22 protein-coding genes and 1 tRNA gene are annotated in these 23,517 nt (G+C 58.6%); 7 read left to right on the forward strand and 16 right to left on the reverse strand.

Going from position 1 to position 23,517, the window contains the following annotated elements; translation table 11 throughout:
* Both HUJ17_RS15585 and HUJ17_RS15590 read left to right on the forward strand, forming a co-directional pair.
* The coding region (locus HUJ17_RS15585) for a type II secretion system F family protein (RefSeq protein WP_290511553.1) at positions 1-567 on the forward strand (567 nt) is incomplete at its 5' end.
* Positions 568-578: 11 nt separating this feature from the next.
* Positions 579-1,424 carry a tetratricopeptide repeat protein gene (locus HUJ17_RS15590; protein ID WP_290511554.1) on the forward strand — a complete coding sequence of 282 codons (846 nt, stop codon included), beginning with the start codon at positions 579-581 and terminating at the stop codon, positions 1,422-1,424.
* A gap of 111 nt (positions 1,425-1,535) precedes the next feature.
* Here HUJ17_RS15590 and HUJ17_RS15595 read toward each other — a convergent pair whose 3' ends face one another.
* Positions 1,536-2,228 (reverse strand): 4'-phosphopantetheinyl transferase superfamily protein, encoded by a 693-nt coding sequence (locus HUJ17_RS15595; protein ID WP_290511555.1) that lies wholly within the window; start codon positions 2,226-2,228, stop codon positions 1,536-1,538.
* Positions 2,229-2,378: 150 nt separating this feature from the next.
* Between HUJ17_RS15595 and HUJ17_RS15600 the strand changes: the two genes are divergently transcribed.
* Positions 2,379-3,314: a DUF808 domain-containing protein gene (locus tag HUJ17_RS15600; RefSeq protein WP_290511556.1), complete on the forward strand. Its 936-nt coding sequence runs from the start codon at positions 2,379-2,381 to the stop codon at positions 3,312-3,314.
* Positions 3,315-3,676: 362 nt separating this feature from the next.
* Here the strand turns inward: HUJ17_RS15600 and HUJ17_RS15605 are convergent.
* The 5 genes from HUJ17_RS15605 to rpsU all read right to left on the reverse strand — a co-directional run bounded on the left by HUJ17_RS15605 (position 3,677) and on the right by rpsU (position 8,660).
* A tRNA-Ile gene (locus HUJ17_RS15605) sits at positions 3,677-3,753 on the reverse strand.
* 66 nt (positions 3,754-3,819) lie between these two features.
* Positions 3,820-5,721, reverse strand: coding sequence for an RNA polymerase sigma factor RpoD (rpoD, locus tag HUJ17_RS15610; protein ID WP_290511557.1), 1,902 nt, complete (start codon positions 5,719-5,721; stop codon positions 3,820-3,822).
* A gap of 184 nt (positions 5,722-5,905) precedes the next feature.
* Positions 5,906-7,816, reverse strand: a complete 1,911-nt coding sequence (gene dnaG, locus HUJ17_RS15615; RefSeq protein WP_290511558.1) for a DNA primase — start codon at positions 7,814-7,816, stop codon at positions 5,906-5,908.
* A 167-nt stretch (positions 7,817-7,983) separates the two neighbouring features.
* On the reverse strand, positions 7,984-8,430 hold the full coding sequence (locus tag HUJ17_RS15620) for a GatB/YqeY domain-containing protein (protein WP_062815874.1): 447 nt from the start codon (positions 8,428-8,430) through the stop codon (positions 7,984-7,986).
* A gap of 14 nt (positions 8,431-8,444) precedes the next feature.
* On the reverse strand, positions 8,445-8,660 hold the full coding sequence (rpsU, locus tag HUJ17_RS15625; protein ID WP_007148705.1) for a 30S ribosomal protein S21: 216 nt from the start codon (positions 8,658-8,660) through the stop codon (positions 8,445-8,447).
* Positions 8,661-8,820: 160 nt separating this feature from the next.
* On the opposite strand from rpsU, the gene tsaD reads away from it, so the two are divergent.
* Positions 8,821-9,846, forward strand: coding sequence for a tRNA (adenosine(37)-N6)-threonylcarbamoyltransferase complex transferase subunit TsaD (gene tsaD, locus HUJ17_RS15630; protein WP_290511578.1), 1,026 nt, complete (start codon positions 8,821-8,823; stop codon positions 9,844-9,846).
* Positions 9,847-10,136: 290 nt separating this feature from the next.
* On the opposite strand, the gene plsY is transcribed toward tsaD, so the two are convergent.
* The gene (plsY, locus tag HUJ17_RS15635; protein ID WP_290511559.1) at positions 10,137-10,727 is read right to left on the reverse strand and encodes a glycerol-3-phosphate 1-O-acyltransferase PlsY; all 591 of its coding nucleotides are present in this window, start codon (positions 10,725-10,727) and stop codon (positions 10,137-10,139) included.
* A 191-nt stretch (positions 10,728-10,918) separates the two neighbouring features.
* Between plsY and folB the strand changes: the two genes are divergently transcribed.
* Both folB and folK read left to right on the forward strand, forming a co-directional pair.
* Positions 10,919-11,281, forward strand: coding sequence for a dihydroneopterin aldolase (folB, locus tag HUJ17_RS15640; RefSeq protein ID WP_290511560.1), 363 nt, complete (start codon positions 10,919-10,921; stop codon positions 11,279-11,281).
* Entirely contained in the window at positions 11,274-11,780 is a 507-nt protein-coding gene (gene folK, locus HUJ17_RS15645; protein WP_290511561.1) for a 2-amino-4-hydroxy-6-hydroxymethyldihydropteridine diphosphokinase, read from the forward strand. The genes folB and folK overlap by 8 nt, the downstream gene beginning before the upstream one ends.
* Positions 11,781-12,144: 364 nt before the next feature.
* Here folK and HUJ17_RS15650 read toward each other — a convergent pair whose 3' ends face one another.
* From HUJ17_RS15650 to HUJ17_RS15665, 4 genes are read right to left on the reverse strand one after another with little or no spacing between them, the layout of a single operon-like run.
* Complete coding sequence (locus tag HUJ17_RS15650; RefSeq protein WP_290511562.1) at positions 12,145-13,089, reverse strand: DUF4124 domain-containing protein; 945 nt, start codon at positions 13,087-13,089, stop codon at positions 12,145-12,147.
* Complete coding sequence (locus HUJ17_RS15655; RefSeq protein WP_290511563.1) at positions 13,062-13,487, reverse strand: DUF4124 domain-containing protein; 426 nt, start codon at positions 13,485-13,487, stop codon at positions 13,062-13,064. Before HUJ17_RS15655 ends, HUJ17_RS15650 begins: the two co-directional genes overlap by 28 nt.
* 19 nt (positions 13,488-13,506) lie before the next feature.
* Entirely contained in the window at positions 13,507-14,244 is a 738-nt protein-coding gene (locus tag HUJ17_RS15660) for a pteridine reductase (RefSeq protein ID WP_290511564.1), read from the reverse strand.
* Entirely contained in the window at positions 14,223-15,461 is a 1,239-nt protein-coding gene (locus HUJ17_RS15665) for a multifunctional CCA addition/repair protein (RefSeq protein WP_290511565.1), read from the reverse strand. The genes HUJ17_RS15660 and HUJ17_RS15665 overlap by 22 nt, the downstream gene beginning before the upstream one ends.
* Positions 15,462-15,877: 416 nt before the next feature.
* Between HUJ17_RS15665 and HUJ17_RS15670 the strand changes: the two genes are divergently transcribed.
* The gene (locus tag HUJ17_RS15670; protein ID WP_290511566.1) at positions 15,878-16,795 is read left to right on the forward strand and encodes a DMT family transporter; all 918 of its coding nucleotides are present in this window, start codon (positions 15,878-15,880) and stop codon (positions 16,793-16,795) included.
* 216 nt (positions 16,796-17,011) lie between these two features.
* Here HUJ17_RS15670 and HUJ17_RS15675 read toward each other — a convergent pair whose 3' ends face one another.
* The 5 genes from HUJ17_RS15675 to apaG all read right to left on the reverse strand — a co-directional run bounded on the left by HUJ17_RS15675 (position 17,012) and on the right by apaG (position 23,484).
* Entirely contained in the window at positions 17,012-18,529 is a 1,518-nt protein-coding gene (locus tag HUJ17_RS15675) for a SpoVR family protein (protein ID WP_290511567.1), read from the reverse strand.
* Positions 18,526-19,809 carry a YeaH/YhbH family protein gene (locus HUJ17_RS15680; protein WP_290511568.1) on the reverse strand — a complete coding sequence of 428 codons (1,284 nt, stop codon included), beginning with the start codon at positions 19,807-19,809 and terminating at the stop codon, positions 18,526-18,528. The genes HUJ17_RS15675 and HUJ17_RS15680 overlap by 4 nt, the downstream gene beginning before the upstream one ends.
* A gap of 101 nt (positions 19,810-19,910) precedes the next feature.
* Positions 19,911-21,833, reverse strand: a complete 1,923-nt coding sequence (locus tag HUJ17_RS15685) for a PrkA family serine protein kinase (protein WP_290511569.1) — start codon at positions 21,831-21,833, stop codon at positions 19,911-19,913.
* Positions 21,834-22,245: 412 nt separating this feature from the next.
* Complete coding sequence (locus HUJ17_RS15690; protein ID WP_290511570.1) at positions 22,246-23,052, reverse strand: symmetrical bis(5'-nucleosyl)-tetraphosphatase; 807 nt, start codon at positions 23,050-23,052, stop codon at positions 22,246-22,248.
* Positions 23,053-23,106: 54 nt separating this feature from the next.
* The gene (apaG, locus tag HUJ17_RS15695) at positions 23,107-23,484 is read right to left on the reverse strand and encodes a Co2+/Mg2+ efflux protein ApaG (protein WP_290511571.1); all 378 of its coding nucleotides are present in this window, start codon (positions 23,482-23,484) and stop codon (positions 23,107-23,109) included.
* Between the last annotated feature and the right edge of the window lie 33 nt (positions 23,485-23,517).

Genomic DNA, 23,517 nt, shown 5'->3' on the forward strand with positions numbered 1-23,517 from the left:
GTGACCCAGCGGCACTGGGCTGTGGTGGCGCTGGTGGTGTCTGCCCTGATCGGTTTTTTTATTCCCAATCTGGTGCTGCGCCACAAGGAAGAAGCAAGACGCCAGCATCTGGCAGAGGTCTTCCCGGATGTGCTCGATCTTTTGGTGGTCTGTGTTGAAGCCGGGCTCAGCCTGGATGCCGCTATCAAGCGTGTCGGAGACGAGTTCCATTTTGCCTCCCGGGACATGAGTGACGAACTGCTGCTGGTCACACTGGAAATTCGTGCTGGTAAGCCACGCAATGAAGCCCTCAAGTCCCTGGCCGAGCGTACGGATCTTGAGGAGATGCAGGCGCTGGTATCCATCCTGATTCAGGCTGAGCATTTTGGTACCAGCATTGCGGATGCGTTGCGGGAACATGCTGATGAGATGCGTGATATTCGTATCCAGACTGCCCGCGAGAAAGCGGCCAAATTACCGGTAAAAATGGCAATACCGATTTTGCTATTCATATTTCCCGCCCTGTTCCTGGTGATTCTTGGTCCGGCGGCTATCCACATCTACACCGGTTTTCTCGACCGTATGTAAGGGGGCTGACCATGAAAGTATTAATGATGATCTTGCTGGCAGGCTGGCTGAGTGCCTGTGCTACCTCATCCAGCCTGGATGACCAGGCTGATGAGATTCTCAGCCCGGATGAGCAGTTCGAGCAGGGAGAGTCCGCCCGGGCCAAAGGGGATTTCTCCGAAGCACTGGCCAATTATTTGCCACTGACAGAGCGGGAGGATGACTGGGCTATACGTGCCAAGCTTGCCATTGCCCGGTTGAGCCTGGACAGCGGCCGCAGTGAGCCGGCCCTCAAGGCCTATGAGTTGGTCCTCAAGGAGGCGCCGACTCTGGTGGAAGCCCAGGAGGGCAGGGGGCTTGCGCTGTTGGCGCGGGGAGACTGGGAGAATGCCCGGCGTCAGTTGCAGATTGCCCATCGCAATGATCCGCTGCGCTGGCGCACCCTCAATGGTTTGGGGATTGCCGATGATATGGTGGGTTCCTACCAGTCAGCCGCTCGCTGGTATGGCATGGCGCTGGAGGCAGGCGGAGACCGCCCCATGGTGATAAACAATGCGGGGTACTCCCTGATTATGGCGGGCCAGTACCGCGAAGCAGAGCAGTTACTGCAAAGAGCGGCGGCGCGGTATCCCGAAGAGCAACGCATGAGCCACAACCTGGCGATTGCCCAGGCCCGCCAAGGGCACTACGAGCGGGCAGTGGAGACCTGGCAGCGTTCCCAGGAGCGGGCGATAGCGCTTAGCAATGCCGGCTATGTGGCACTGCTCAATGGTGAACGGGAGCGGGCTCGCGCCCTGTTTGAACAGGCCAGCAATGCCTCCACCAGTCATCGCCCCAAAATCGCGGCCAACCTGGCCAGTGTTGCTCAAGAGCGGTAACCAGAGGGGCCCTTTCCTGCGGGCGCCATAGTGCGCGCCGCAGCCCCCTTCTGGCCCGTAGTCGGGCAATATTCGTCACAGCCGCCGGATTTGTCGGAAAACCAATGCCCGCTACCGCGGCAAGGCAATCCAGCTGAGCACACCCTGTTGGCGTTCTCGCCAGCGAAAGGGGACTTCGGTACCGTGTTTCCACCGTTCTGTCAGTGTGGTCAGCAGGGTGAGTGAGCGGGGGTTGCGGCGGGCGGCGTCATGAAAATAGAAGCGTTTTCCCGTCAGGGGATAGAGGGCCTTGAACAGGCTCTCCTTGGCAGAAAAGATCAGGGTGATTCGGTTGGCACGTTGTATTGGCGTCAGCCCTTTCAGGTGTTCCCTTTCTTCGCTGGTCAGCAATTCACGGCACAGCCGGTCTGCCCGCTCTGCGGTTAGCCACTGCTCGGTGTCCAGGCCCACCGCCAGCCAGTGCCGGGCGTCGGCCACCATCACTTCTGCAGAGCCCTTGCTGTGGGTAATGCTGCCCACGGTGCCGTCGGGCCACAGCGGCGCTCTATCGGCACCCATGCCCGGAATCCCCTCGAAACCCAGAATGCGAAGCGCTTCCCGGGCGCACCAGCGTCCGGCCAGGTATTCGGTTTTGCGTTTGTCGACCGAAGATGTCAGCGAGGTGGGTAACGGGATGTCAGCCCGTAAAAAACTGTCATCGAACAGCTTTTCGATGTGATAGTGGCAGCCAACACGGACCAGCCCATCGGCAATTTCCTCGCGATGGATATTGGATAGGCATTGTGGGCGCAGATATTCCGTCATGATTTATGGGCTGTCGATGGCTTTGCTGCACTATAGCAAACTCGCGGCATAAAGAGGGGGCCGCGGTTCGCGGTGCGTTGGACGGCAAGTGCCGGTAGACTCGGTGCGGTGTCTACGTGCAGACGTATTGATTATTTAAAGGAGAGTCTCATGGCTGGAACCAGCTTGCTGGCACTGCTCGATGATATTGCCACCATTCTCGATGACGTATCGGTAATGACCAAGGTGGCAGCAAAGAAAACCGCCGGTGTGCTGGGAGATGATCTGGCGCTGAATGCGCAGCAGGTGTCCGGTGTGAAGGCAGACCGCGAGCTGCCGGTGGTATGGGCGGTGGCCAAAGGGTCCTTCGTCAACAAGCTGATTCTGGTGCCCGCCGCCTTGCTGATCAGTGTCTTTCTGCCCTGGCTGATTACCCCCTTGTTGATGGTCGGTGGCGCCTACCTCTGTTACGAGGGCTGTGAAAAACTGCTTCACAAGTTCCTGCATGGCAGTGATGAAAAGGAGACAGAGCACCAGCAGCGTCTGCAGGCAGTCAGCGATGAAAGCGTGGATCTGGTGGCCTTCGAGAAGACCAAGATCAAGGGCGCAATCCGCACGGACTTTATTCTCTCCGCGGAAATTATCGTGATTTCCCTGGGGGCGGTGCAAAGCGCCACTTTTGGCGTACAGGTGGCGGCTATCTGCGCCATTGCAGTATTGATGACGGTGGGCGTGTACTCGCTGGTAGCGGGCATCGTGAAGCTGGACGATGCCGGCCAGCATCTGATGCAGACGCCGGCGGACAGTACCGCTGCAGGGGCCCGTATTGCCTTCGGGCAAGCCATTCTGACCGTGGCGCCCTGGTTGATGAAGACCCTGTCTGTAGTTGGCACCGCTGCCATGTTCCTGGTGGGTGGCGGGATTCTGGTGCACGGTATCCCCGGTTCCCATGACTGGGTTCACGCTTTGCAGGAAATGGCGGGGGCCGTGTCGTGGCTGGTGCCGTTGCTGATCAATTTGGTGGGCGGGATTGTTGCTGGTGCCCTGGTGTTGCTGGTAGTAACCAGTGTGTCGAAATTCCGTGGAAAAGAAAAAAGCGCCCACTGAATCGGCGCTGTTATAGCCCATCACTCCCTGTCTGTACGTAGGGCGGGGAGATGCAATCCGGACGCCATTGTTCCAACAGGATCCCATGGGTCTTGGCCAGTTTCAGGGCCCGGATTTTCTGGCCTTGTTCGAGGGCGTTTTCAAGCTACCGCAACACGTGTGTTTTGCCCTGGTGTTTCAGCTCGAGCTTGATGACATCCCAGGATTTCAGCGATATTTTTTTACCGTCCACGGTGGCTCCGAGTGTTGCCTGAATGGAAATATTTCCTGCAGGGTAAAGCGGATCCATGGAGCACGCTAGGCTGCCAGGAGGTGGCTGTTGTTAAGCGTCGTCAGGTAGATGTGGGGAATAACAAAGGAAATGGTGGGCCCACCAGGACTTGAACCTGGGACCAATCGATTATGAGTCGACTGCTCTAACCAGCTGAGCTATAGGCCCGAAAAACGGAAGGACAATAAAATGCCGGCCGCCGATTATTCGGTGGCCGGCAATTTTTTTCAAGTGTTACAGGTCGCCGTCAAGGAAGCTGCGCAGGTGTTCGCTGCGGCTGGGGTGGCGCAGCTTGCGCAGCGCCTTGGCTTCTATCTGACGGATACGCTCACGGGTCACGTCGAACTGCTTGCCCACTTCCTCGAGGGTGTGGTCAGTGTTCATGTCGATACCGAAGCGCATGCGCAGTACCTTGGCTTCCCGGGCGGTCAGGTTGGCCAGTACTTCGCGGGTGGCTTCTTCCAGGCCCAGGGACGTGGCGGAATCCACCGGGGACTCCATGTTACCGTCCTCGATAAAGTCGCCCAGGCTGGAATCTTCATCGTCACCGATGGGGGTTTCCATGGAGATCGGCTCTTTGGCGATCTTCAGTACCTTGCGGACCTTGTCTTCCGGCATTTCCAGGCGCACGCCCAGTTCTTCCGGGGTCGGTTCGCGGCCCATTTCCTGCAGCATCTGGCGCTGTACCCGGTTGATCTTGTTGATCGTCTCTATCATGTGCACCGGGATACGGATGGTGCGTGCCTGGTCGGCGATAGAGCGGGTAATGGCCTGACGAATCCACCAGGTGGCATAGGTGGAGAACTTGTAGCCACGGCGGTATTCGAACTTGTCCACCGCCTTCATCAGGCCGATGTTGCCTTCCTGGATCAGGTCGAGGAACTGCAGGCCGCGGTTGGTGTATTTCTTGGCGATGGAGATCACCAGACGCAGGTTGGCTTCCACCATTTCCTTCTTGGCGCGGCGAGCCTTGGCTTCGCCGATGGAAATACGACGGTTGATTTCCTTGATGTCGGCCACCGGCAGACCAATGATTTCCTCGACGGTGGTGATCTTGCGCTGGGCGCGCTGAATGTCTTCTTTTACCACGCTCAGCTTGTCGGCAATGGTCTTGCCTTTCTTGGTTTTCAGCTGCTGATCAACCCAGCCCATGTTGGTTTCGTTGCCGGGGAACAGCTTGATGAAATCCTTGCGGTCCATGCCGCCACGGCGGATGGCGGAAGACATGATCTGACGCTCGAACTTGCGCACCAGGTCCAGATTGTTGCGGGCGCCGACCAGCATCTCGTCATAGATGCGCGGCACCAGCTTGAACAGGGTGAAGTGCTCTGCCAGGGCTTCCATGGCTTTGGCGGTACTGGCATGGTCACGACCGTTGCGCTTGAGGGCGCGCTCGGCTTTCTCGTGCAGTTTTTTCAGCTCGGCAAAACGCTCTGCAGCCAGTACCGGATCCAGACCGCCTTCATCTTCTTCATCATCGTCGTCGCTGTCTTTTTTGTCAGCGTCGTCGTCATCGTCGTTTTCTTTCGCTTTTTCTTTCGCTTCAGCGGCTTTCTTGGCCTTTTCTGCGAAAGTCGGTTCCTTGTTGGCATTGGTGGCGGCAGCGCCGTCATCATTGGGATCCAGGTAACCGGCGATGATATCGGTGAGCTTGCGCTCTTCGTTTTCCACGCGGGCATATTCGTCGATCAGCATGTCCACGGCGCCGGGCCAGAAAGCCAAGGCGTGCAACACTTCCCGGGTGCCTTCCTCGATACGCTTGGCGATTTCGATTTCGCCTTCACGGGTCAGCAGTTCCACCGTACCCATTTCGCGCATATACATGCGCACCGGGTCGGTGGTGCGGCCGGGCTCGCTTTCTACGGAGGCGAGAACAGCGGCAGCTTCTTCGGCGGCAACTTCGTCGGTGCTGTCGGCACTTTCCTCGATCATCAGCTGATCGGCATCGGCGGCTTTTTCCACCACGGTGATGCCCATGTCGTTGATCATCTGAATGATGTCTTCCACTTGGTCGGTGTCGGTAATGGACTCCGGCAAGTGGTCATTAACTTCGGCGTAGGTCAGGTAACCCTGTTCCTTGCCGAGCGCGATCAACTGCTTCAGCTGGGATTGTTGCTGCTGCTTTTGAGTCGTCATGCAATAAAGCCCGTAACGTCGTGCTAGCTTGCCGTGGCTGACTAGCGGATTGTGGCGTGGGAAAACGGCGTATTATACCGGTATATGGGGATTTCGGCCAGTAATTGCAAGACTACGGGCCTGAGGGTAGTGAATTGTTTTTGGTGCTACTTATCTATAAAAATCATCGGCTTACAGGTTTTTTCTAGTTGAAGGGTTGGCGGGCATGCTGGCGGGCTTCGGCGAGGGCCCGGTGGAGTTCCTGCCAATGGGCGGTGTCCGGGATGCCGGCCTGCTCCATTTCGTGCAGGGCGGCCTCCAGGCGGGAGACTTCCAGTTGGGAGAGGGCATCTTGCCAAAGACGGGTGGCCATCTCTTTCTGCATGGGTGGCTTGAGGCTGGCCTTGAGCAGGCGGGACAGGGTTTCACCCTGTTCCAGTGCCATCAGGGCGCCGAGCAGGGCGGCGGGGCTGTGGTTCTGGCGGCAGAGGCCGGCCACCTGTATCAGCAGATCAATGTGAGGCATGGGCAGTAGCTCCACGCCATCGGGCAGAGGCTGTTCGCTCACCAGATCCGGGTAATCCAGCAGCACCAGCACCAGTCTTTCCGCCAGAGTCATGGGGCCCTTGCGGCTGCCATCCTGGTGGCGGGTTGGGCGGCTGTGGGGCCGTGACGGGTAGCTGTTACTGTCCGCCGGGTAGAAATCATCCGGTGGCGGCATGGCGTCGCCATAATCCATGGGCATGAGATCGTCATGGGATTCCGGTTCAGGCTCGGCCCGAGGGCGTGGAGCTGGGGCGGTCTCCGGCTTGGGAGCCGGTTTCAGTTGCGTCAGCGATTCCTTGTCCAGACGTGTCAGCTGCGACAGTTCCTGGGTGAGCAGTGCCCGATAGACCGGTCCGGCGGGCTTGTCCAGGTAGGGCAGGGCGAGCCGGGCAAGCCGGGCGCGGCCGTCCACGGTAGCCAGATCCAGCCCTTCGGACAGGTGCCGGAACAGGTAAGTGGAAAGGGCGTCGGCCTTGTCAGTGAGTGCTCGCAACGCTTCCGGGCCCTGCTGGCGGACCAGGGTGTCCGGGTCTTCGCCATCCGGCAGGAACAGGAAGCGTACCTGCTTGCCGTCGTCCAGCGCCGGCAGCAGGGACTCAAGGGCGCGCCAGGCGGCGCGTACCCCGGCCTTGTCGCCGTCGAAACAGAGCACCACCTCATTGACCTGGCGGAACAGCTTGCGGGCGTGATCTTCCGTGGTGGCGGTGCCCAGAGTGGCAACCACATTGGGCACTCCATGCTGGGCCAGGGCAATCACGTCCATGTACCCTTCCACCACATAGAGCCGGTCGCTGCGATCGCGACTCTGCCGCCATTCCCACAGGCCGTAGAGTTCCTGGCCCTTGTGGAAGACCGGGGTTTCCGGGCTGTTCAGGTATTTGGGTTTGCCGTCGCCGAGGACGCGGCCACCAAAGCCGATGGTGCGGCCGCGGGTGTCGCGAATCGGGAAAATGATGCGATCACGGAATTTGTCATAGGTGCGTCCGTTGTCGTCCCGGCGTACCAGCAGCCCAGCGGTGAGAGCCTGCTCAAGACCCGCTTCAGTCAGCGACAGTCCGCCGATCAGGTTGTCGTAACCCGGCGGCGCAAAGCCGACGCCAAAGCGTTTGGCGATTTCCCCGCTGAGTCCCCGCCCCTTCAGGTAGGTAATGGCCTTCTGACGCTCCGGCGCCTGACGCAATTGCTGGCAGTAGAACTTTTCTGCCCGGCTGAGCAGGTCGTACAGGGCCAGCAGGCGGTCTTTCTTCTGCCGATCGGCAGTGGTTTCCGGGCGGCTTTCCGGCACTTCCATGCCGGCGCGGCCGGCGAGCTGCTTCACCGCTTCAGGGAAGCTCTGATGCTCGTATTCCATCAGGAAGCCCACGGCATTGCCGGAGGCGCCGCAGCCGAAACAGTAGTAAAACTGCTTGTCCGGAGCCACGGTGAACGATGGGGTCTTTTCCTGGTGGAAGGGGCAGCAAGCGCTGTAATTGCGGCCGGTTTTTTTAAGGGGCACACGGGAATCAATCAGCTCTACCAGGTCGGTGCGGGCCAACAGATCCTGTACGAAATTTTCCGGAATGCGTGCCATGAGTCTGATTTTGCCAGAATGGAAAGATATTCAAACAGAAACCGCTGGGTGGCGGTAGCGGCGTGTGAAAAGCAGGCCCGAAGGATAGTTTACGCAAAGACAGAACAAGTGGGCAGCAGTACAGGTGGCCGACCCATAGTCTCAGGGTGTTCTTCGGTGTAAAACGATCAGTTCAGCTTGGCGCGAACCTTGCCACTGGCGGCGCCCATGTCGGCACGGCCCTGCAGTTGCGGCTTGAGGATGCCCATTACCTTGCCCATGTCCTGCATGCCTGCGGCACCGGTCTGGGAGATGGCATCATCAATCAGAGCGTCGATTTCGTCGTCGCTCAGTTGGGCGGGGAGAAACTCCTGGAGTACCAGGATTTCCGCTTCTTCGGTTTCCGCCAGTTCCGGGCGGCCCGCGTCGCGGTATTGGGTAGCAGAATCCTTGCGCTGCTTGATCAGCTTGTCGAGCAATGCCAGTACACGGGCATCATCGGGCTCGATGCGCTCGTCCACTTCGATTTGCTTGATCGCTGACAGCGCCATACGAAAAACGCCAAGACGTGCCTTCTCTTTGGCACGCATGGCGTCCTTCATGGCTGCAGTGAGCTGCTCTTTGAGCGCACTCATCAGACGTCTATACCTTAGTAGAGACGTTTGCGTGCGAGTTGCTCACGCTGCAGTTTCTTAAGGTGACGCTTGACGGCTGCGGCACGCTTACGCTTACGCTCTTGAGTGGGCTTCTCGTACTGTTCGCGACGACGCACTTCAGAGAGAATGCCCGCTTTCTCACAGCCACGCTTGAAACGGCGCAGGGCCACATCAAACGGTTCGCCTTCTTTCACCTTCACCTGAGGCATGAAGAATCACCTTCCTAAAAGTCTTTGGGTTATATGGATTCGCCGCGGGCTCAGGTGGTCCCGGGTGCGGCGAGGGCGGGGATTCTACCTGAGTCAGGAAGAAATGCAAATCCGGGCGTCTGGCGCTATCATGGCGCCCGTATTTCAAGGGGTGAGCATCATGCGTGTATTGGGTATCGAATCAAGCTGTGACGAGACCGGGGTGGCCATTTATGACACCGATGCCGGTCTGCTGGGGCAGGCCCTGTACAGCCAGGTGGAGATGCACGCCCGCTTTGGCGGCGTGGTGCCGGAGCTGGCCAGCCGTGACCATGTGCAGCGGGTGCTGCCCCTGGTAAAACAGGTGATGGCGGAAGCTGGCACCACCCCGGATCAGCTCGATGGCATTGCCTATACCGCTGGTCCCGGCCTTGCCGGGGCCTTGCTGGTGGGGGCCGGCGTGGCCCGGTCACTGGCGTTTGGCTGGGGAATACCCGCCGTAGAAGTGCACCACATGGAAGGTCACCTGCTGGCGCCGCTGCTGGAGCCGGACGCGCCTGCCTTTCCCTTTGTGGCGCTGCTGGTCAGTGGCGGCCATACCCTGTTGCTGGAAGCCCGTTCCCTGGGGGACTACGCCATTCTCGGCGAATCCGTGGATGACGCCGCGGGTGAAGCCTTCGACAAGGCGGCCAAGATGATGGGGCTGGGCTATCCTGGTGGTCCACGTATCGCCGCGCTGGCGGAAAAAGGGACACCTGGCCGTTTCCGCTTCCCCCGGCCCATGACTGATCGCCCGGGGCTGGATATGAGCTTTTCCGGCCTGAAGACGTTCACCCTTAACACCATCAACGATCTGGGCGGAAAGGAGGTGCTCAGTGAGCAGGACCAGGCGGATATTGCCCTGGCGTTCGAAGAGGCAGCCGTGGACACCCTGGTGATCAAGTGTCGGCGGGCGGTGGAGCAGACGGGTGACAAGCGGTTGGTGATGGCCGGTGGTGTCAGTGCCAACCGGGCATTGCGCGCCAAGCTGGCGGAGCAGATGGAAAAGCGTGGTGTGCAGGTGTTCTATCCCGCCCCCCAGTATTGCACCGACAACGGCGCCATGATCGCCTTTGCCGGCGCTCTGCGCCTGCAGGCAGGGGAAAGCGCGGCGCTGCCCATCAAGGTGCGACCGCGCTGGCCGTTGACGGAATTGGCCTCACTCTAACGGCTACCTGCCTTTCTGTAGGAGCACCTCTTGAGGTGCGAACCACGCGTCAGCGTGGAAATCGCCCGCAGGGCGATCAGGACTGACAGGTATCGCGTGAGTAATCTGGTGGCACCTGCAAGTCCTGCTTCCTAGCTCAGCCTCGGATTCGTCCCTCAAGAGGAAGTATTCGCTACGCTCACCCTTCGGGCCGCACTGCACTACGTGCGTTACTCCGCTGCGCTCCGTTCCTACAGCGGCTTTGTTGATATCAAGAATCGCGCCGCCAGCGACGCTCCTACGGTGAGGGGCTAGTCTTTCTTCCTGAATCCCAGCTCTTCCCCGCGCAGCAGTTTTTGCAGGTTGCTGCGATGGCGCAGGATCATTACCAGTGACAGTGCCAACATGGGCCAGAAGGCCTGTGGCAGCCAGGCGAAGATGCAGGCCGGGGCCACCACGAAGGCGCTTAACGAGGCCAGGGAGGAAATGCGGGTGAGGGCGAAGACCAGCAGCCAGACGACACCTGCGACCAGGCCGCTGGGCCAGTGCAGGGCAAACAGCAGGCCGAAGGCCGTGGCTACGCCCTTGCCGCCCTGAAAGTGGAAGAACACCGGGAACAGATGGCCGAGAAAGGCGAAGGTGCCCACCAGTGCAGCCACGAAGGGCCCCATGTCCAGGTAGCGGGCCAGCACCACCGGAATCACCCCTTTCAGCACGTCGCCCAGCAGCGTCAGCGCGGCGGCGGGTTTGCCGCCGATACGCAGCACATTGGTGGCGCCGGGGTTGTTGGAGCCCTCCGTACGCGGGTCCGGGTAGCCGAACAGTCGGCACACCAGAATGGCGCTGGAAATGGAGCCCATCAGATAGCCGGCCACGCACAATGGCAGCAGCCAAAACCACACATCCTGTAATGTCCCTGCTTGCACCGGCTATAATCTCCCTTCACATCGCCGGGGTGGCGACTTCTGCATGCTTGGCAGGCATTTATTGTACACATGGCGACACGCCTGCCTGCGTTGCAAGCGTAACATCTGATTAACCAAATGCAGATGGAAAGTCGCTTTCCCGTGAAACCTGCGCCAAGAGGGCCAGTATGGACATTGTTTATATCAATGATTTGAAAGTGGATACCGTTATCGGGATTTTCGACTGGGAGCGGCGGATTCGCCAGACTGTCAGCCTTGATCTGGAAATGGCCGCGGATATCCGCAAGGGTGCGGCGTCGGATCACATCGACGACGCACTGGACTACAAGGCTATTGGTAAACGAGTGATTGCGTTTATCGAAGGGAGCGAATTCCAGCTGGTGGAAACCCTGGCGGAAAATGTGGCCCAGCTGGTAATTGGCGAATTCAACGTGCCCTGGCTGAAGCTGCGGCTGAGCAAACCGGGCGCCCTGCGTGGGTCCCGCGATGTGGGCGTGATCATCGAACGGGGTGAGAAACCCAATGGGTAATACGGAACAAACTGCCCGGGTGTACCTGAGCCTGGGCTCCAATATCGACCGGGCGCACAATATTCGTTCCGGTCTGCAGGCACTGGCTGCCGCCTTCGGTGAGTTGGCGGTAAGCCCGGTGTACGAAAGTGAGGCAGTGGGTTTTTCCGGTGACGCCTTTTACAACCTGGTGGTGGGAATCGACACAACGCTGTCTGTGGGTGAGCTTGCCGCAGCCCTGCGCGATATCGAGAAAGACCATGGTCGGGTACGCGGGGAAAAGAAATTCTCCAGTCGGACCCTGGATATCGACATCCTCACCTATGACGATCTCACCGGCGAGATCGATGGGGTGCAATTGCCCCGCGATGAAATTCTCAAGCATGCCTTTGTGCTCAAGCCTCTGGTGGACCTGGCGCCCGATGCGATTCACCCGGAAATCGACAAGCCCTACCGGCAGTTGCTGGAAGAGTCTGATTTTGCCGGGCAGGCACTGTGGGTGGTGGAGTTCGACGCGTAGCTACGGACTACACTCGACTTCTACGAAGTCGCTGTAGGAGTACCTCTTGAGGTGCGAACCTTGCGAAGCAAGGAAATCGCCCGCAGGGCGATCAGGAATCTCAGAGCTCGACAGGTTTCAGAAAGAATGGCTGGCACCTGGATCTCTGTCGCCTCGCTCAGGCTCGGATTCGTCCCTCAATAGGTGTTATTCGCTGCGCTCACCCTTCGGGCCGCACGGAACTTCGTGCGTTACTCCGCAACGCTCCGTTCCCTCAGCGGCTTTGTAGCCAGTTTCATAGGGCGCCGAACCTGTGTTCGAGGGCAGGGCGGAGATGGTTTTTCCAAACCTCTCCCGCGTTGTGGCTTGTAGCTTGCTACTGTGTTCAATACCAATGCGCTGCCATGTCGCTCTGCGCCCAGCGGAAAAAATCATATTCCAGCCTTGTCAGCCCGCCCGGGTAGATCTCGCCGATTCTTCTCAGAGTGGGCCGGCTGTCGGTTTTTTCCAGTTCCTGAAGCAGCGTGCGCAGGGTGCTGCGGCCCACGGGTTTGGACATCAGAAATGCGGTGGTGGCCCAGGCCACGGTGTAGGGAATGGCGTCCAGTTCGTGGGCCATGCGTCGCCACTGGATATCATCCAGGGACAGGTACTGCCGCAGGGTAATCAGCCTGCCCTCGTTCATCCACTGACGGATGCGTGCCTGGGCGTCCGTCAGGGGGCTGACTTTCAGGCGGCCATCGGGTTGCACTTTGAGGGTCTGAAAATACTGGGCCAGGCCTTCATGCAGCCAGACCGGTGAGGCCGGGGATAACTGGTAAAGGAGCACGTGGCTGCTTTCGTGGAGAACCGTCTGGGCGACGTCCTGATCATCTCCCCAGCGCCAGACGGCGACTTCATTGCTGGAAGGGATAAACACACCGGCATAATTGGCGTTGCTGGAGCCGATACGCTCGACCATCCATTGACGGAAATCCGCCTGCTGTTCGAACAGATACAGGTTCACTTGAGCGGTGCCATGCAGGTCCAGCCCAAAGTCGCTGCGGTAACGCCGGTAGATGCTGCGGATCGCCTCCAGGGTACTGTCATGGAGACCGTCGGGCAGGGTGAAGTCCTGGCGCAGTACGGTAATTTCCAGTTCCTGCATGACCGGTGAGGTTTTGGGGGTGACCTTTTCACTATCCACCTGCTCCGGTGGGCGATCCCCAAAGTGAAGCTTGCCGTTCTCGTCACGCCACTGAAAAATATCCCCGTGGGCGGCCAGTGAGGACACCAGCATGGTGAGCCAGAGGGCGGTCCGGGTCAGGGCGAACAGTTTTTTTGCATCCATTGGCGAACTTCGTCCTGGTCGGCTCTTACTTTGTCCATGGTGGGATGAGTGATATTGCCTTCATCATCCCGGTAGACGAAACGGCCCTGCAGTCGTTTCAATCTTGCCCTGGCCTCCCGGCATTTTCTGGCCTGGGCATCCTGTTCTTTTCTCTCCCTGTCTGCCTGCTCCTGCCGTCGGGATTCTTCACTCTCGCGCAGCCGCAGGGTGCGTTGGTTGATTTCCCGGACACGCTCGCCCTGGCCGAGCTTGGGTGGCGCTTTGATGTCTATTTTTTCATGCTGCTCCTGCGGCGGCTGATCACCAAAATGCCAGTTGCCCTCGGCATCCTGCCAGCGGTACACCTCGGCACTGGCAAGCAGCGGCAGCAATGCCAGTAGTGCAATGAGTCCTTTCATTGTGTCCCCCCGAAAACGTTTAACTTCCCTGTAGTGAGAGTGATCGCCCCCCGTCCACAGCCAGAATCTGGCCGGTAACAAACGGTGCCTGTGTTCCCAGCCACAAGACGGTTTGGGCAATATCCTGCGGTGTGCCGCAGCGTTTTAGTGCGGTGGCATCCTGAATCTCTTGCTGATTCATTTGCCCGGCCTCCGGCCACAGGATGGGGCCCGGGGACACACCGTTGACACGAATGTCCGGGCCCAGCTCCCGGGCCAGGCTGCGGGTCATCATGGCCAGCCCGGCCTTGGCCATGCAGTACAGGGTATGGTTTTGCAGGGGTTTTTCCGCGTAGACATCCACAATATTGATAATGCTGCCTTGCTGCTGGCGCAGGGCGCTTGCCAGCTTCTGGCTGAGGATAAAGGGAGCGCGCAGGTTGCTATGAAGCAGTCTGTCCCAGTCGGCATCATCGGCCTGATCAACGGGGGTCGGGTAAAAGCTGGAGGCATTGTTGACCAGCAGATCCATGCGACCGAAACAGGCCAGAGCGTCTGCGGCCAGTTGTCGTACCTGATCGGGCTGATCCAGATCTGCCTGAAGCAGGACGGCGCTGTCCGGTCGTTTTGCGTTCAGGCTGTCGGCCAGCGTCCGGGCATCGTCGGCACTATTGCGGTAATGAATAATCACTCGCATACCGTTGGCGTGCAGAGTACGGACAATTTCTGCGCCGATGCGGCGGGCGCTGCCGGTGATCAGAGCGACGGGATCTGCCATGTTTTTTTAAACTCCGAAAGTGCATGAATGCGGGCCTTCTCGATGGCCTCGCCCAGTGCCGGCCCTTCGATACCGCTTTGGCGCAGTGCCGCCACATCAATATTGCTGGCTGCCTGTGCCGCACCGCGCAGGTAATCCACCTGGGGGTAGGGGCGATCTTCCAGCCCGGTGCGACCGCGGGCATCGGCTTCACAGGCGAGCAGGAACTCCTCCAGCCGTTCTGGTCGGCGTATCAGATCCAGCGTTTTCAGCAGCTTCCAGACCGTGGCCGGCTTCAGCTCCAGGGCCCGGTGGCAGTGGGTATGGTATTCCGCTACCAGGGCCGCCAGGGTGGCGGCGTCCTTGGGGACGCGCCAGCGCTTCGATACGGTTTTCGCCAGCCGGGCACTACGGATTTCGTGGGCAATATGTCGGGGCCATTCTTCTTCAGGCGTCTTACCCTTGCCAAGATCATGACAGAGTACGGCGTAACGGGCCGTCAACGGCAGGTTCAACCGGCTGGCCTGTTCCAGGCACAGCCATTGATGCACCAGGGTGTCCACCTCCGGGTGATGCTTTTCCGGTTGTGGCACGCCGTCGAGAGCGGCCAGTTCCGGGAACAGTACTTTCAGGGCACCACAGGCATGCAGTACCTGGAAAAAGACTTGTGGATCGCGTTCCATCAGCGCCCGGCTGGTTTCCTTCCAGACCCGTTCCGCCACCAGATAATCCAGCTCGCCGCTGTCAGCCAGTTGTCGCATCAGAGCCAGGGTGTCATCGGCCACCCGAAAACCCAACCAGTGGTAGCGGGCGGCAAAGCGGGCTACTCGCAGTACACGAAGAGGGTCTTCCGCAAAGGCGGGAGAGACATGGCGCAGAAGACGGGCCTTGAGATCGTGGCGCCCGTTGAAAGGATCAATTACCTGGCCCCCTTCTTCCCGGGCCATGGCATTGATCGTCAGGTCGCGACGTACCAGATCATCTTCCAGGCTTACATCCGGTGCCGCATGAAAGGAGAAGCCGCCATAGCCGTGCCCGGATTTGCGTTCGGTGCGGGCCAGGGCATATTCCTCCTGGGTTTTCGGATGCAGAAAGACCGGGAAATCCTGGCCCACCGGGCGAAACCCTTTGGCCTGCATCTCGTCAGGTGTGGCACCGACGACGACCCAGTCTCTTTCTGTCACCGGCAGTCCCAGTAATGCATCCCGCACGGCACCACCCACCAGATAAATTTTCATCTTGTGCGCTCTCGTTATCTTGGACAGAATGGTCGCATGCTTTCTATTGTACTGAAACTACACATGCTGGTCGCAGACCGCTGTGCACGCAAATGGCGTGCGCAGGGACCGCGGCTGTGTGACTGATAGTTTCAGTTCTGCAACAAGGCCGCAGAGTCCCTGACCTGCGGCCTTTTTTCGTTTTGGGGGTTGCAGGTCGTTTATCAGTTGCAAGTTTCAAGTTGAAAGTTACAAGGCGCGGGTAAGGTTTCAGCCAAACATTTTCCCCTTGAACCGCGATGAAACGTTGAAGAATCAATGAGTAGCATTGTTTCTTGCGTGCGGCGCGGCAAAGGGGGAGGAATAGTTGGCACCAGCCCCTCCTCGCGCCTTGTAACTTGAAACTTTCAACTTGCTGCTCAACCAAGGAGAACGACATGCCAACCCTGGCAGCATATTTGATCGTGGTGGCGGTGTGGGCAACTACCCCGCTGGGGATTAAATGGAGTGGTGATGCCATGGCACCGCTGGCGGCAGCCGGCGTGCGTATGGCGATTGCTGCGCTGCTGGGGTTGTTGTGGTTGAGCTGGAAGCGCCAGTGCCTCCCCCTGCATGGTCGCGCTGTGCTCAGTTATACCGTTGCCTTGCCGGGGATCTTCGGTGCCATGGCATGCAGCTATATGGCGGCGACCCATCTTCCCTCCGGGTTGATTTCCGTGATTTTCGGTCTGGCACCCTTAATCTCCGGGTTGATGATGCAATGTTTGCCGGGCAGCGTGCGATTGAATGGCTGGCACTGGAGCGCCTGCCTGCTGGGTTTGTTCGGGTTGGCGCTGGTGTTTGATGAAAGCCTGGCGGGCCTGCTGGCCGGCGCGGATCTGGGTGAGCGTGGTACAGGGCTGTTGTGGATGTTGTCTGCGGTGACCCTGTTTGCCGGTGGCGGCATTGCCGTGCAGCGGGTGGGGGCCGGACTGCAGCCCATGCAGCAGACCGTCGGCGGCCTGATATTGTCATTGCCGTGCTACGCATTGGCCATGCTGATTGCCGGCCAGTCCTTTGCCTACAGTGGTGACCTTCGCGGGCTGTCTGCGATTATCTATCTGGCCGTGTTCGGTTCCCTGCTTGGCTTCTATTGCTACTTCCAGATTCTGTCCCGGCTACCCGCCGCTACGGTGGCGCTGGTCACACTGATTACGCCGGTGCTGGCGCTGGCCCTGGGCAATCTGCTCAATGGCGAGAGCCTGGGCAGCATGGTGCTGATCGGTGCCGGGGTGATTGTGTTGGCGCTGTCTCTGTTTGTGTTGGGGGATCATCAGGTGCGCCGTCAACTGAAGCAGTTGAGAGCTGAAAGTTGAGCGTTGCAACACGGTCCAGGGTGCTTGCCGGTTCTAAAAGGTAGAGAACACTCTCGGACGTGATGGAAAGGCGGTAAGTGTAGGGTGCACTGAGCCCAGGCGAACGGCACCGCTGCGGCGCTGGGTTGGTGCAGTTCGCCTGGGCTCAGTGCACCCTACACATCCTGTTTGCGTCATATTTTTGTTTGGTCGTGGTTTTTGCCATCTGGCTATTGGCTAAGAAGGCACGGCAGGAGGCGGTTCCGGAGGCATGCTGTGGCGGCTGACCACGCTGCCGTTTTCCACGCTTTCCAGGTGCACGTCGAATTGCCATAACCGGTGAAGATGGCGCAGGACTTCCCGTGTGCTGTCATCATCCAGTGGCCGGCCACTGCTGCGTTGATGGCGCAAGGTCAGGGCCCGGTCTCCATGGACGTTTGCACGGACGATCTGGATGTTGGGCTCCTGAATACTCAGGTTGTACTGCTCGGCCAGAGCATCGCGAACCTTGCGGTAACCCTGCTCATTGTGGATGGCCCCCACTTCCACATAATCGTTGCGGTCGTCATCGTCGATCTGGAAAAACTTGAAGTAACGGATCAGTCGCGGTGACAGGAACTGCTGGATAAAGCTTTCGTCCTTGAAGCTCTCCATGGCGAATTTTACCGTTTCCACCCAGTTAGATCCGGCAATTTCCGGAAACCATTCCCGATCCTCGTCATCCGGTTTTTCGCAGATGCGGCGTATATCCTGGAACATGTTGAAGCCCAGCGCATAGGGGTTCATGCCGCTGTAGAACGGAGCAGTGAAGGGCGGCTGATAGATTACCTGGCTGTGATTCTGCAGAAACTCCAGCATGAAGCCGTCAGTCACCTGGCCCCTGTCATAGAGATCGTTGAGCAGGGTGTAGTGCCACAGGCACGCCCAGCCCTCGTTCATGACCTTGGTCTGGCGTTGCGGGTAGAAGTACTGGGCCATCTTGCGCACGATGCGGATGATTTCCCGTTGCCAGGGTTTCAGAAGAGGCGCATTTTTTTCGATAAAATAAAGCAGATTCTCCTGTGGCTCGGCAGGGAAGGTGCCATCTTCCTCTCGACGTTGGGTGGCCGGTTGCAATTGCGGAAAGGTGCGCCATAACTCGGAGACCTGCTTCTGCAGGGATTCTTCCCGTTCGCGCTGGCGGCGCTTTTCCTCCACGGCAGAAATGGGCGAGGGGCGTTTGTAGCGGTCTACCCCGTAATTCATCAGGGCATGACAGGAGTCCAGGGTTTCCTCCACGGCAGTGACCCCGTGGCGCATTTCGCACTCGGCGATATAGTTCCGCGCGAAAACCAGGTAATCAATGATGGAGGAAGCATCGGTCCAGGTCTTGAACAGGTAATTGTTCTTGAAGAAGGAGTTGTGCCCGTAGCTGGCATGGGCGATGACCAGGGCCTGCATGGCGATACTGTTTTCCTCCATCAGGTAGGCAATGCAGGGGTCGGAATTGATGACGATTTCATAGGCCAGGCCCATCTGTCCACGCCGATAGCGACCCTCCACTTCGACAAACTGTTTGCCGAAGGACCAGTGGTTGTAGCCAACCGGCATCCCCACCGAGGAATAGGCGTCCATCATCTGTTCGGAGGAAATTACCTCGATCTGGTTCGGATAGGTGTCCAGGCCGTATTTGTTGTGGGCGATATCGGCGATGGCTTCGTCATAGCGAGCCAGTAGTTCGAAATCCCAGTCGGACCCTTGAGATAAAAAACTCATGCGTCCTCCATGCGTTTCTTGAAAAGGTGCCGGAAAACCGGGTATATCTCGCCGGGTTCATCAATCTGAGCCATGGAAAACGCAGCAGGATGTTTTGCCATGATGTTCTGGTAGTGGTCCCATAGGGCCTGGTGGGCACGGGGCATGACTTCCACGTAGGTGAAATACTGCAGTTTTGGCAGCAGCTCCTCTTCAATCAGTTTGGCGCAGGCCGGGGAGTCATCATTCCAGTTGTCGCCATCGGAGGCCTGGGCGGCATAGATATTCCACTCCGCCACCGGGTAGCGTTCGTTGATGATGTCGCGGGTGAGTTTCAATGCACTGGAGACAATGGTGCCGCCGGTCTCCCGGGAATAGAAAAACTCTTCCTCGTCCACTTCCTTGGCACTGGTGTGGTGGCGAATAAAGACCACCTCGATTTTTTCGTAATTGCGCTGCAGGAACAGATACAGCAGCAGGAAAAAGCGTTTAGCCAGATCTTTCATGTCCTGATTCATGGAGCCGGATACATCCATGATGCAGAACATCACCGCCCTGCTCACCGGTACCGGTACCTTCACATGATGATTGAAGCGCAGGTCCACGGTGTCGAGAAACGGAATGCGCTCCAGGCGACGTTCCAGTTTGGTTATCTGATCCTCCAACTCTTGCAGACGAGCCTGGCGTTGTGGGGACTGGTCCTGTTGCAGAAGCTCCTCGCGCTCGGCTTTGAAGTCACGGATGCGGCGCCGGGTAGCGGCGGTGAGCGCCCGGCGCCGCATGGAGGCCTGGCGCATGGAGCGGACAATATTGATCTTGGCGGGCATGCCTTGGCTGACGATGCCGCCATGTTTGGTCTGGAAAGTCTGGGCGCCCTCCAGGTGTCGCTTCACCAGGTTGGGTAGTTCCAGATCTTCGAACAGGAAGTTGAGAAACTCCTGTTTGTCGATTTCAAAGGCGAAGCCATCTTCGCCTTCTCCCTGGTTGCTGGCCTGGCCATCGCCAGCTCCCTGGCCGCCGCCACCTTCCGGACGCAGGATTCGGTCGCCCTGGTGGAACTCTTTGTTACCGGGATGAACGATGCTGCGCTGCCCGCCGAGGCCATGGTGGAAAATGGGTTCGGACAGATCCTTGCGGGGAATATTGATGCGCTCGCCCTGTTCCATATCCTGAATGGAACGACGATTCACTGCATCGTTCACCGCTTCACGAATGTGCTTGCGGTAACGACGCAGAAAGCGCTGGCGATTCACGGTGCTCTTGCGCTTGTCGTTCAGGCGGCGATCAATGATGTAGCTCATCCGTTTCTCCCGACTTCACCGACTGCATTGTAGGAGCGCCGCTTGAGACGCGAATTGGCACAGCTGGTTCGCGCCTCAAGCGGCGCTCCTACAGCGATTTTCTACTGCGCTTTACGCACCCGCAGGTACCACTCGGACAACAGGCGTACCTGCTTTTCCGTGTAGCCGCGGGAGACCATGCGTTGCACGAAGTTGTTGTGCTTGCGCTGGTCGTCTTCGCTGCCCTTGGCGTTGAAGGAAATCACCGGTAGCAGATCCTCGGTGTTGGAGAACATTTTCTTCTCGATCACATCGCGCAGCTTCTGGTAGCTGAGCCAGCTCGGGTTCTTGCCGTGATTGTTGGCGCGGGCGCGGAGTACGAAGTTGACTACCTCGTTGCGGAAGTCCTTGGGGTTGGAGATACCCGCCGGCTTTTCGATCTTCTCCAGATCTTCGTTGAGGGCCTGGCGGTCGAAAATTTCCCCGGTGTCCGGGTCGCGGAATTCCTGATCCTGAATCCAGAAATCGGCATAGGTCACGTAGCGGTCGAAGATGTTCTGGCCATACTCGGAGTAGGACTCCAGGTAAGCGGTCTGTATTTCCTTGCCGATAAATTCCACGTAGCGCGGTACCAGGTATTCCTTGATGAATCTCCGGTATTGCTCCTGGCGTTCCTGGGGAAATTGCTCCTGATCAATGCGCTGTTCCAGCACATGAATCAGGTGTACCGGGTTGGCGGCCACCTCGGAGTGATCGTAGTTGAATACCTTGGAAAGAATCTTGAACGCGAAACGAGTGGAGAGGCCGTTCATGCCTTCATCGACGCCCGCCATGTCATGGTATTCCTGCATGGACTTGGCGTGGGGGTCCACGTCCTTCAGATTCTCACCGTCATAGACACGCATCTTGGAGTAGATGCTGGAGTTCTCCGGTTCCTTGAGTCGGGTAAGGGTGGAGAACTGGGCCAGCATGTGCAGGGTGTCCGGTGCGCAGTGCGCATCGCGCAGGCTGGAGTTGCGCAGCAGCTTTTCGTAAATCTGCATTTCTTCGGTGACGCGCAGGCAGTAAGGCACCTTGACGATATAGACCCGGTCGATAAAGGCTTCGTTGTTCTTGTTGTTCTTGAAGGTGTGCCATTCCGCTTCGTTGGAGTGGGCCAGCACGATCCCGTCGAAGGGAATCGCACCCATGTGTTCGGTGCCGTTGTAATTGCCTTCCTGGGTGGCGGTCAGCAGGGGATGCAGCACCTTGATCGGTGCCTTGAACATTTCCACAAATTCCAGAATGCCCTGGTTGGCTCGGCAAAGGCCACCGGAGAAGGAATAAGCGTCCGGATCGTCCTGGGCGAAGTCTTCCAGCTTGCGAATATCCACCTTGCCCACCAGGGCGGAAATGTCCTGGTTGTTCTCATCACCCGGCTCGGTCTTGGCCACGGCCACCTGATCGAGAATGGAAGGGTAACGTTTAACCACTCGGAACTGGCTGATATCACCGCCGAATTCATGCAGCCGCTTTACCGCCCAGGGTGACATGATGGTGCGGATGTAGCGGCGTGGGATGCCGTATTCCTCTTCCAGAATCGGAGCATCTTCCTCCGGATCGAACAGGGCCAGGGGAGAGTCGTTAACCGGTGAACCCTTGATGGCATAGAAAGGCACTCTTTGCATCAGCGCCTTGAGTTTTTCTGCCAGGGATGACTTGCCGCCGCCCACCGGGCCGAGCAGATAAAGAATCTGTTTCTTTTCTTCCAGGCCCTGAGCGGCATGGCGGAAATAGCTGACGATATTCTCGATCACCTCTTCCAGGCCGTAGAATTCGTCGAAGGCTGGGTAGCGACGGATAACCTTGTTGGAGAAGATGCGTGACAGGCGTGGATCCTTGGCGGTGTCGACCATCTCCGGCTCGCCGATGGCCATCAGCATGCGCTCGGGGGCCGTGGCATAGGCGCTGGGGTCGCGTTTGCACAGGTCCAGGTACTCTTCCAGCGACATTTCTTCCTGCTGGGTGCTGTCAAACCGGGCCTGGTAGTGGCTGATAATGCTCATGCCTGCTTCCTCCTGGCGGAACCAACAATTGTCACAACAAAACTACATGCGGTGTTTATCCCTGATTAATGTCCTGATCACTTTTCTCATTAATAAAAAAAGTCGTGTAAATAAAAAATGAAAATGGGCATTCCTCGATGCAGGGCTGACCATGCAGTCACGTCTTTAGCATGTAGCCAAACGGCAGATGAAGTCAAAGCGGAAGGAAAATTTTTTTTGCAGAAAAAGGATGAAGTGTGGCGAATGTCTGACAGGCCGGGTCATGAGCTGTGACGGGGGCTGGCGGAGGGACAGAAAACGGTTCTGGCAGGGTTGGGGAATGGCGGATTGCCATCAAATGGTAGTGTGACTGTCGGCCATTCCGGGCAGGTCGGGGTGGTCGTCGGGAGGCAAGTCCTGCCGCTGCTGAGAGTCAGCAGTGGCAGGCGATTCGGGTCAGATCATCCAGGCGCAGGGCGGTCAGGCTGCCGCCCCAGACGCAGCCGGTATCCAGGGCGTCTACCCTGGCCACGTGGGTGTTTCCTTCCAGTGCCGCCCAGTGTCCGAACAGGATGCGGGTATCGGTAGCCTGACGATGGGGGTGCTGGAACCAGGGCATAAACCCTTCAGGCGGCGCATCGGCTTCGCCCTTGGTGGCCAGATCCAGCTCTCCGGCCAGGTTCACAAAACGCATGCGGGTGAAATGGTTGGTGATGACCCGCCACCGTTCCGGGCCTTGCAGGTCATCGTTCCAGCCCGCCGGCTGGTTGCCATACATGTTGGCAAAATACTCGCCCACCTGTGGCGCGCGCAGCACCTGTTCCACTTCCCGGGCTCGTTCCCGGGCTTGAGCCAGTGTCCATAATGGCGGGATGCCTGCATGGGTCATCACCGCCTGGTGTTCCGGGATATCCACCAGTAGCGGGCAATTTTGCAGCCAGCCCAGCAGGGCATCGCGGTCGGGAGCCTCAAGGATAGCCGTGAGGGTGTCCTTGCGGCGGCTGTCGGTGCTGCCCTGGGCCACTGCCAGCAGGTGCAGGTCGTGGTTGCCCAGCACGGTATGCACATTATCGCGCAATTCATAAACCCGGCGCAGGGTACCCAGGGAATCCGGGCCCCGGTTGACCAGATCCCCTGCCAGGAATAACCGGTCGCGATCCGCATTGAAGTTGATTTGTTCCAGCAGGCAATTGAAGGGCGCCAGACAGCCCTGCAAGTCACCGATGGCGTAATCGCTCAATGGACACCTCCGGCCCCGGTTGGCGTGGTTCTGTTGGCGTGTTGCAGGCCGGGGTCAATGCAGAGCATGCGGTACCGCAAGAGTAAACATGGGGACTTGTGCGTCGAAGTGAGTGCCATCTTCTCCAATCATCTGGTAGCTGCCGCGCATGCTGCCAACCTCGGTTTCCAGGATGGCGCCGCTGGTATAGGAAAATTCCTGTCCCGGGGCGATGTGCGGCTGTTCGCCGATAACCCCTTCGCCGTGGACTTCCTGCACGCGATCCTCGCCGTCGGTGATCACCCAGTGGCGGGTCAGCAGGCGGGCGCTGACGGTGCCTTCATTACGAATGGTGATGTGGTAGGCGAATACCCAGCGCTGATTGTCCGGGTCGCTCTGATCGGCGAGAAACTCGGTTTCCACCGAGACCTGAATATTGTGGCGCGGGCTCATGGTTGCTCCGTTGATGTGATTCTCGCTGAATGG

It is taken from the genome of Alcanivorax sp. (assembly GCF_014762765.1).
Classification (GTDB): Bacteria; Pseudomonadota; Gammaproteobacteria; order Pseudomonadales; family Alcanivoracaceae; genus Alcanivorax.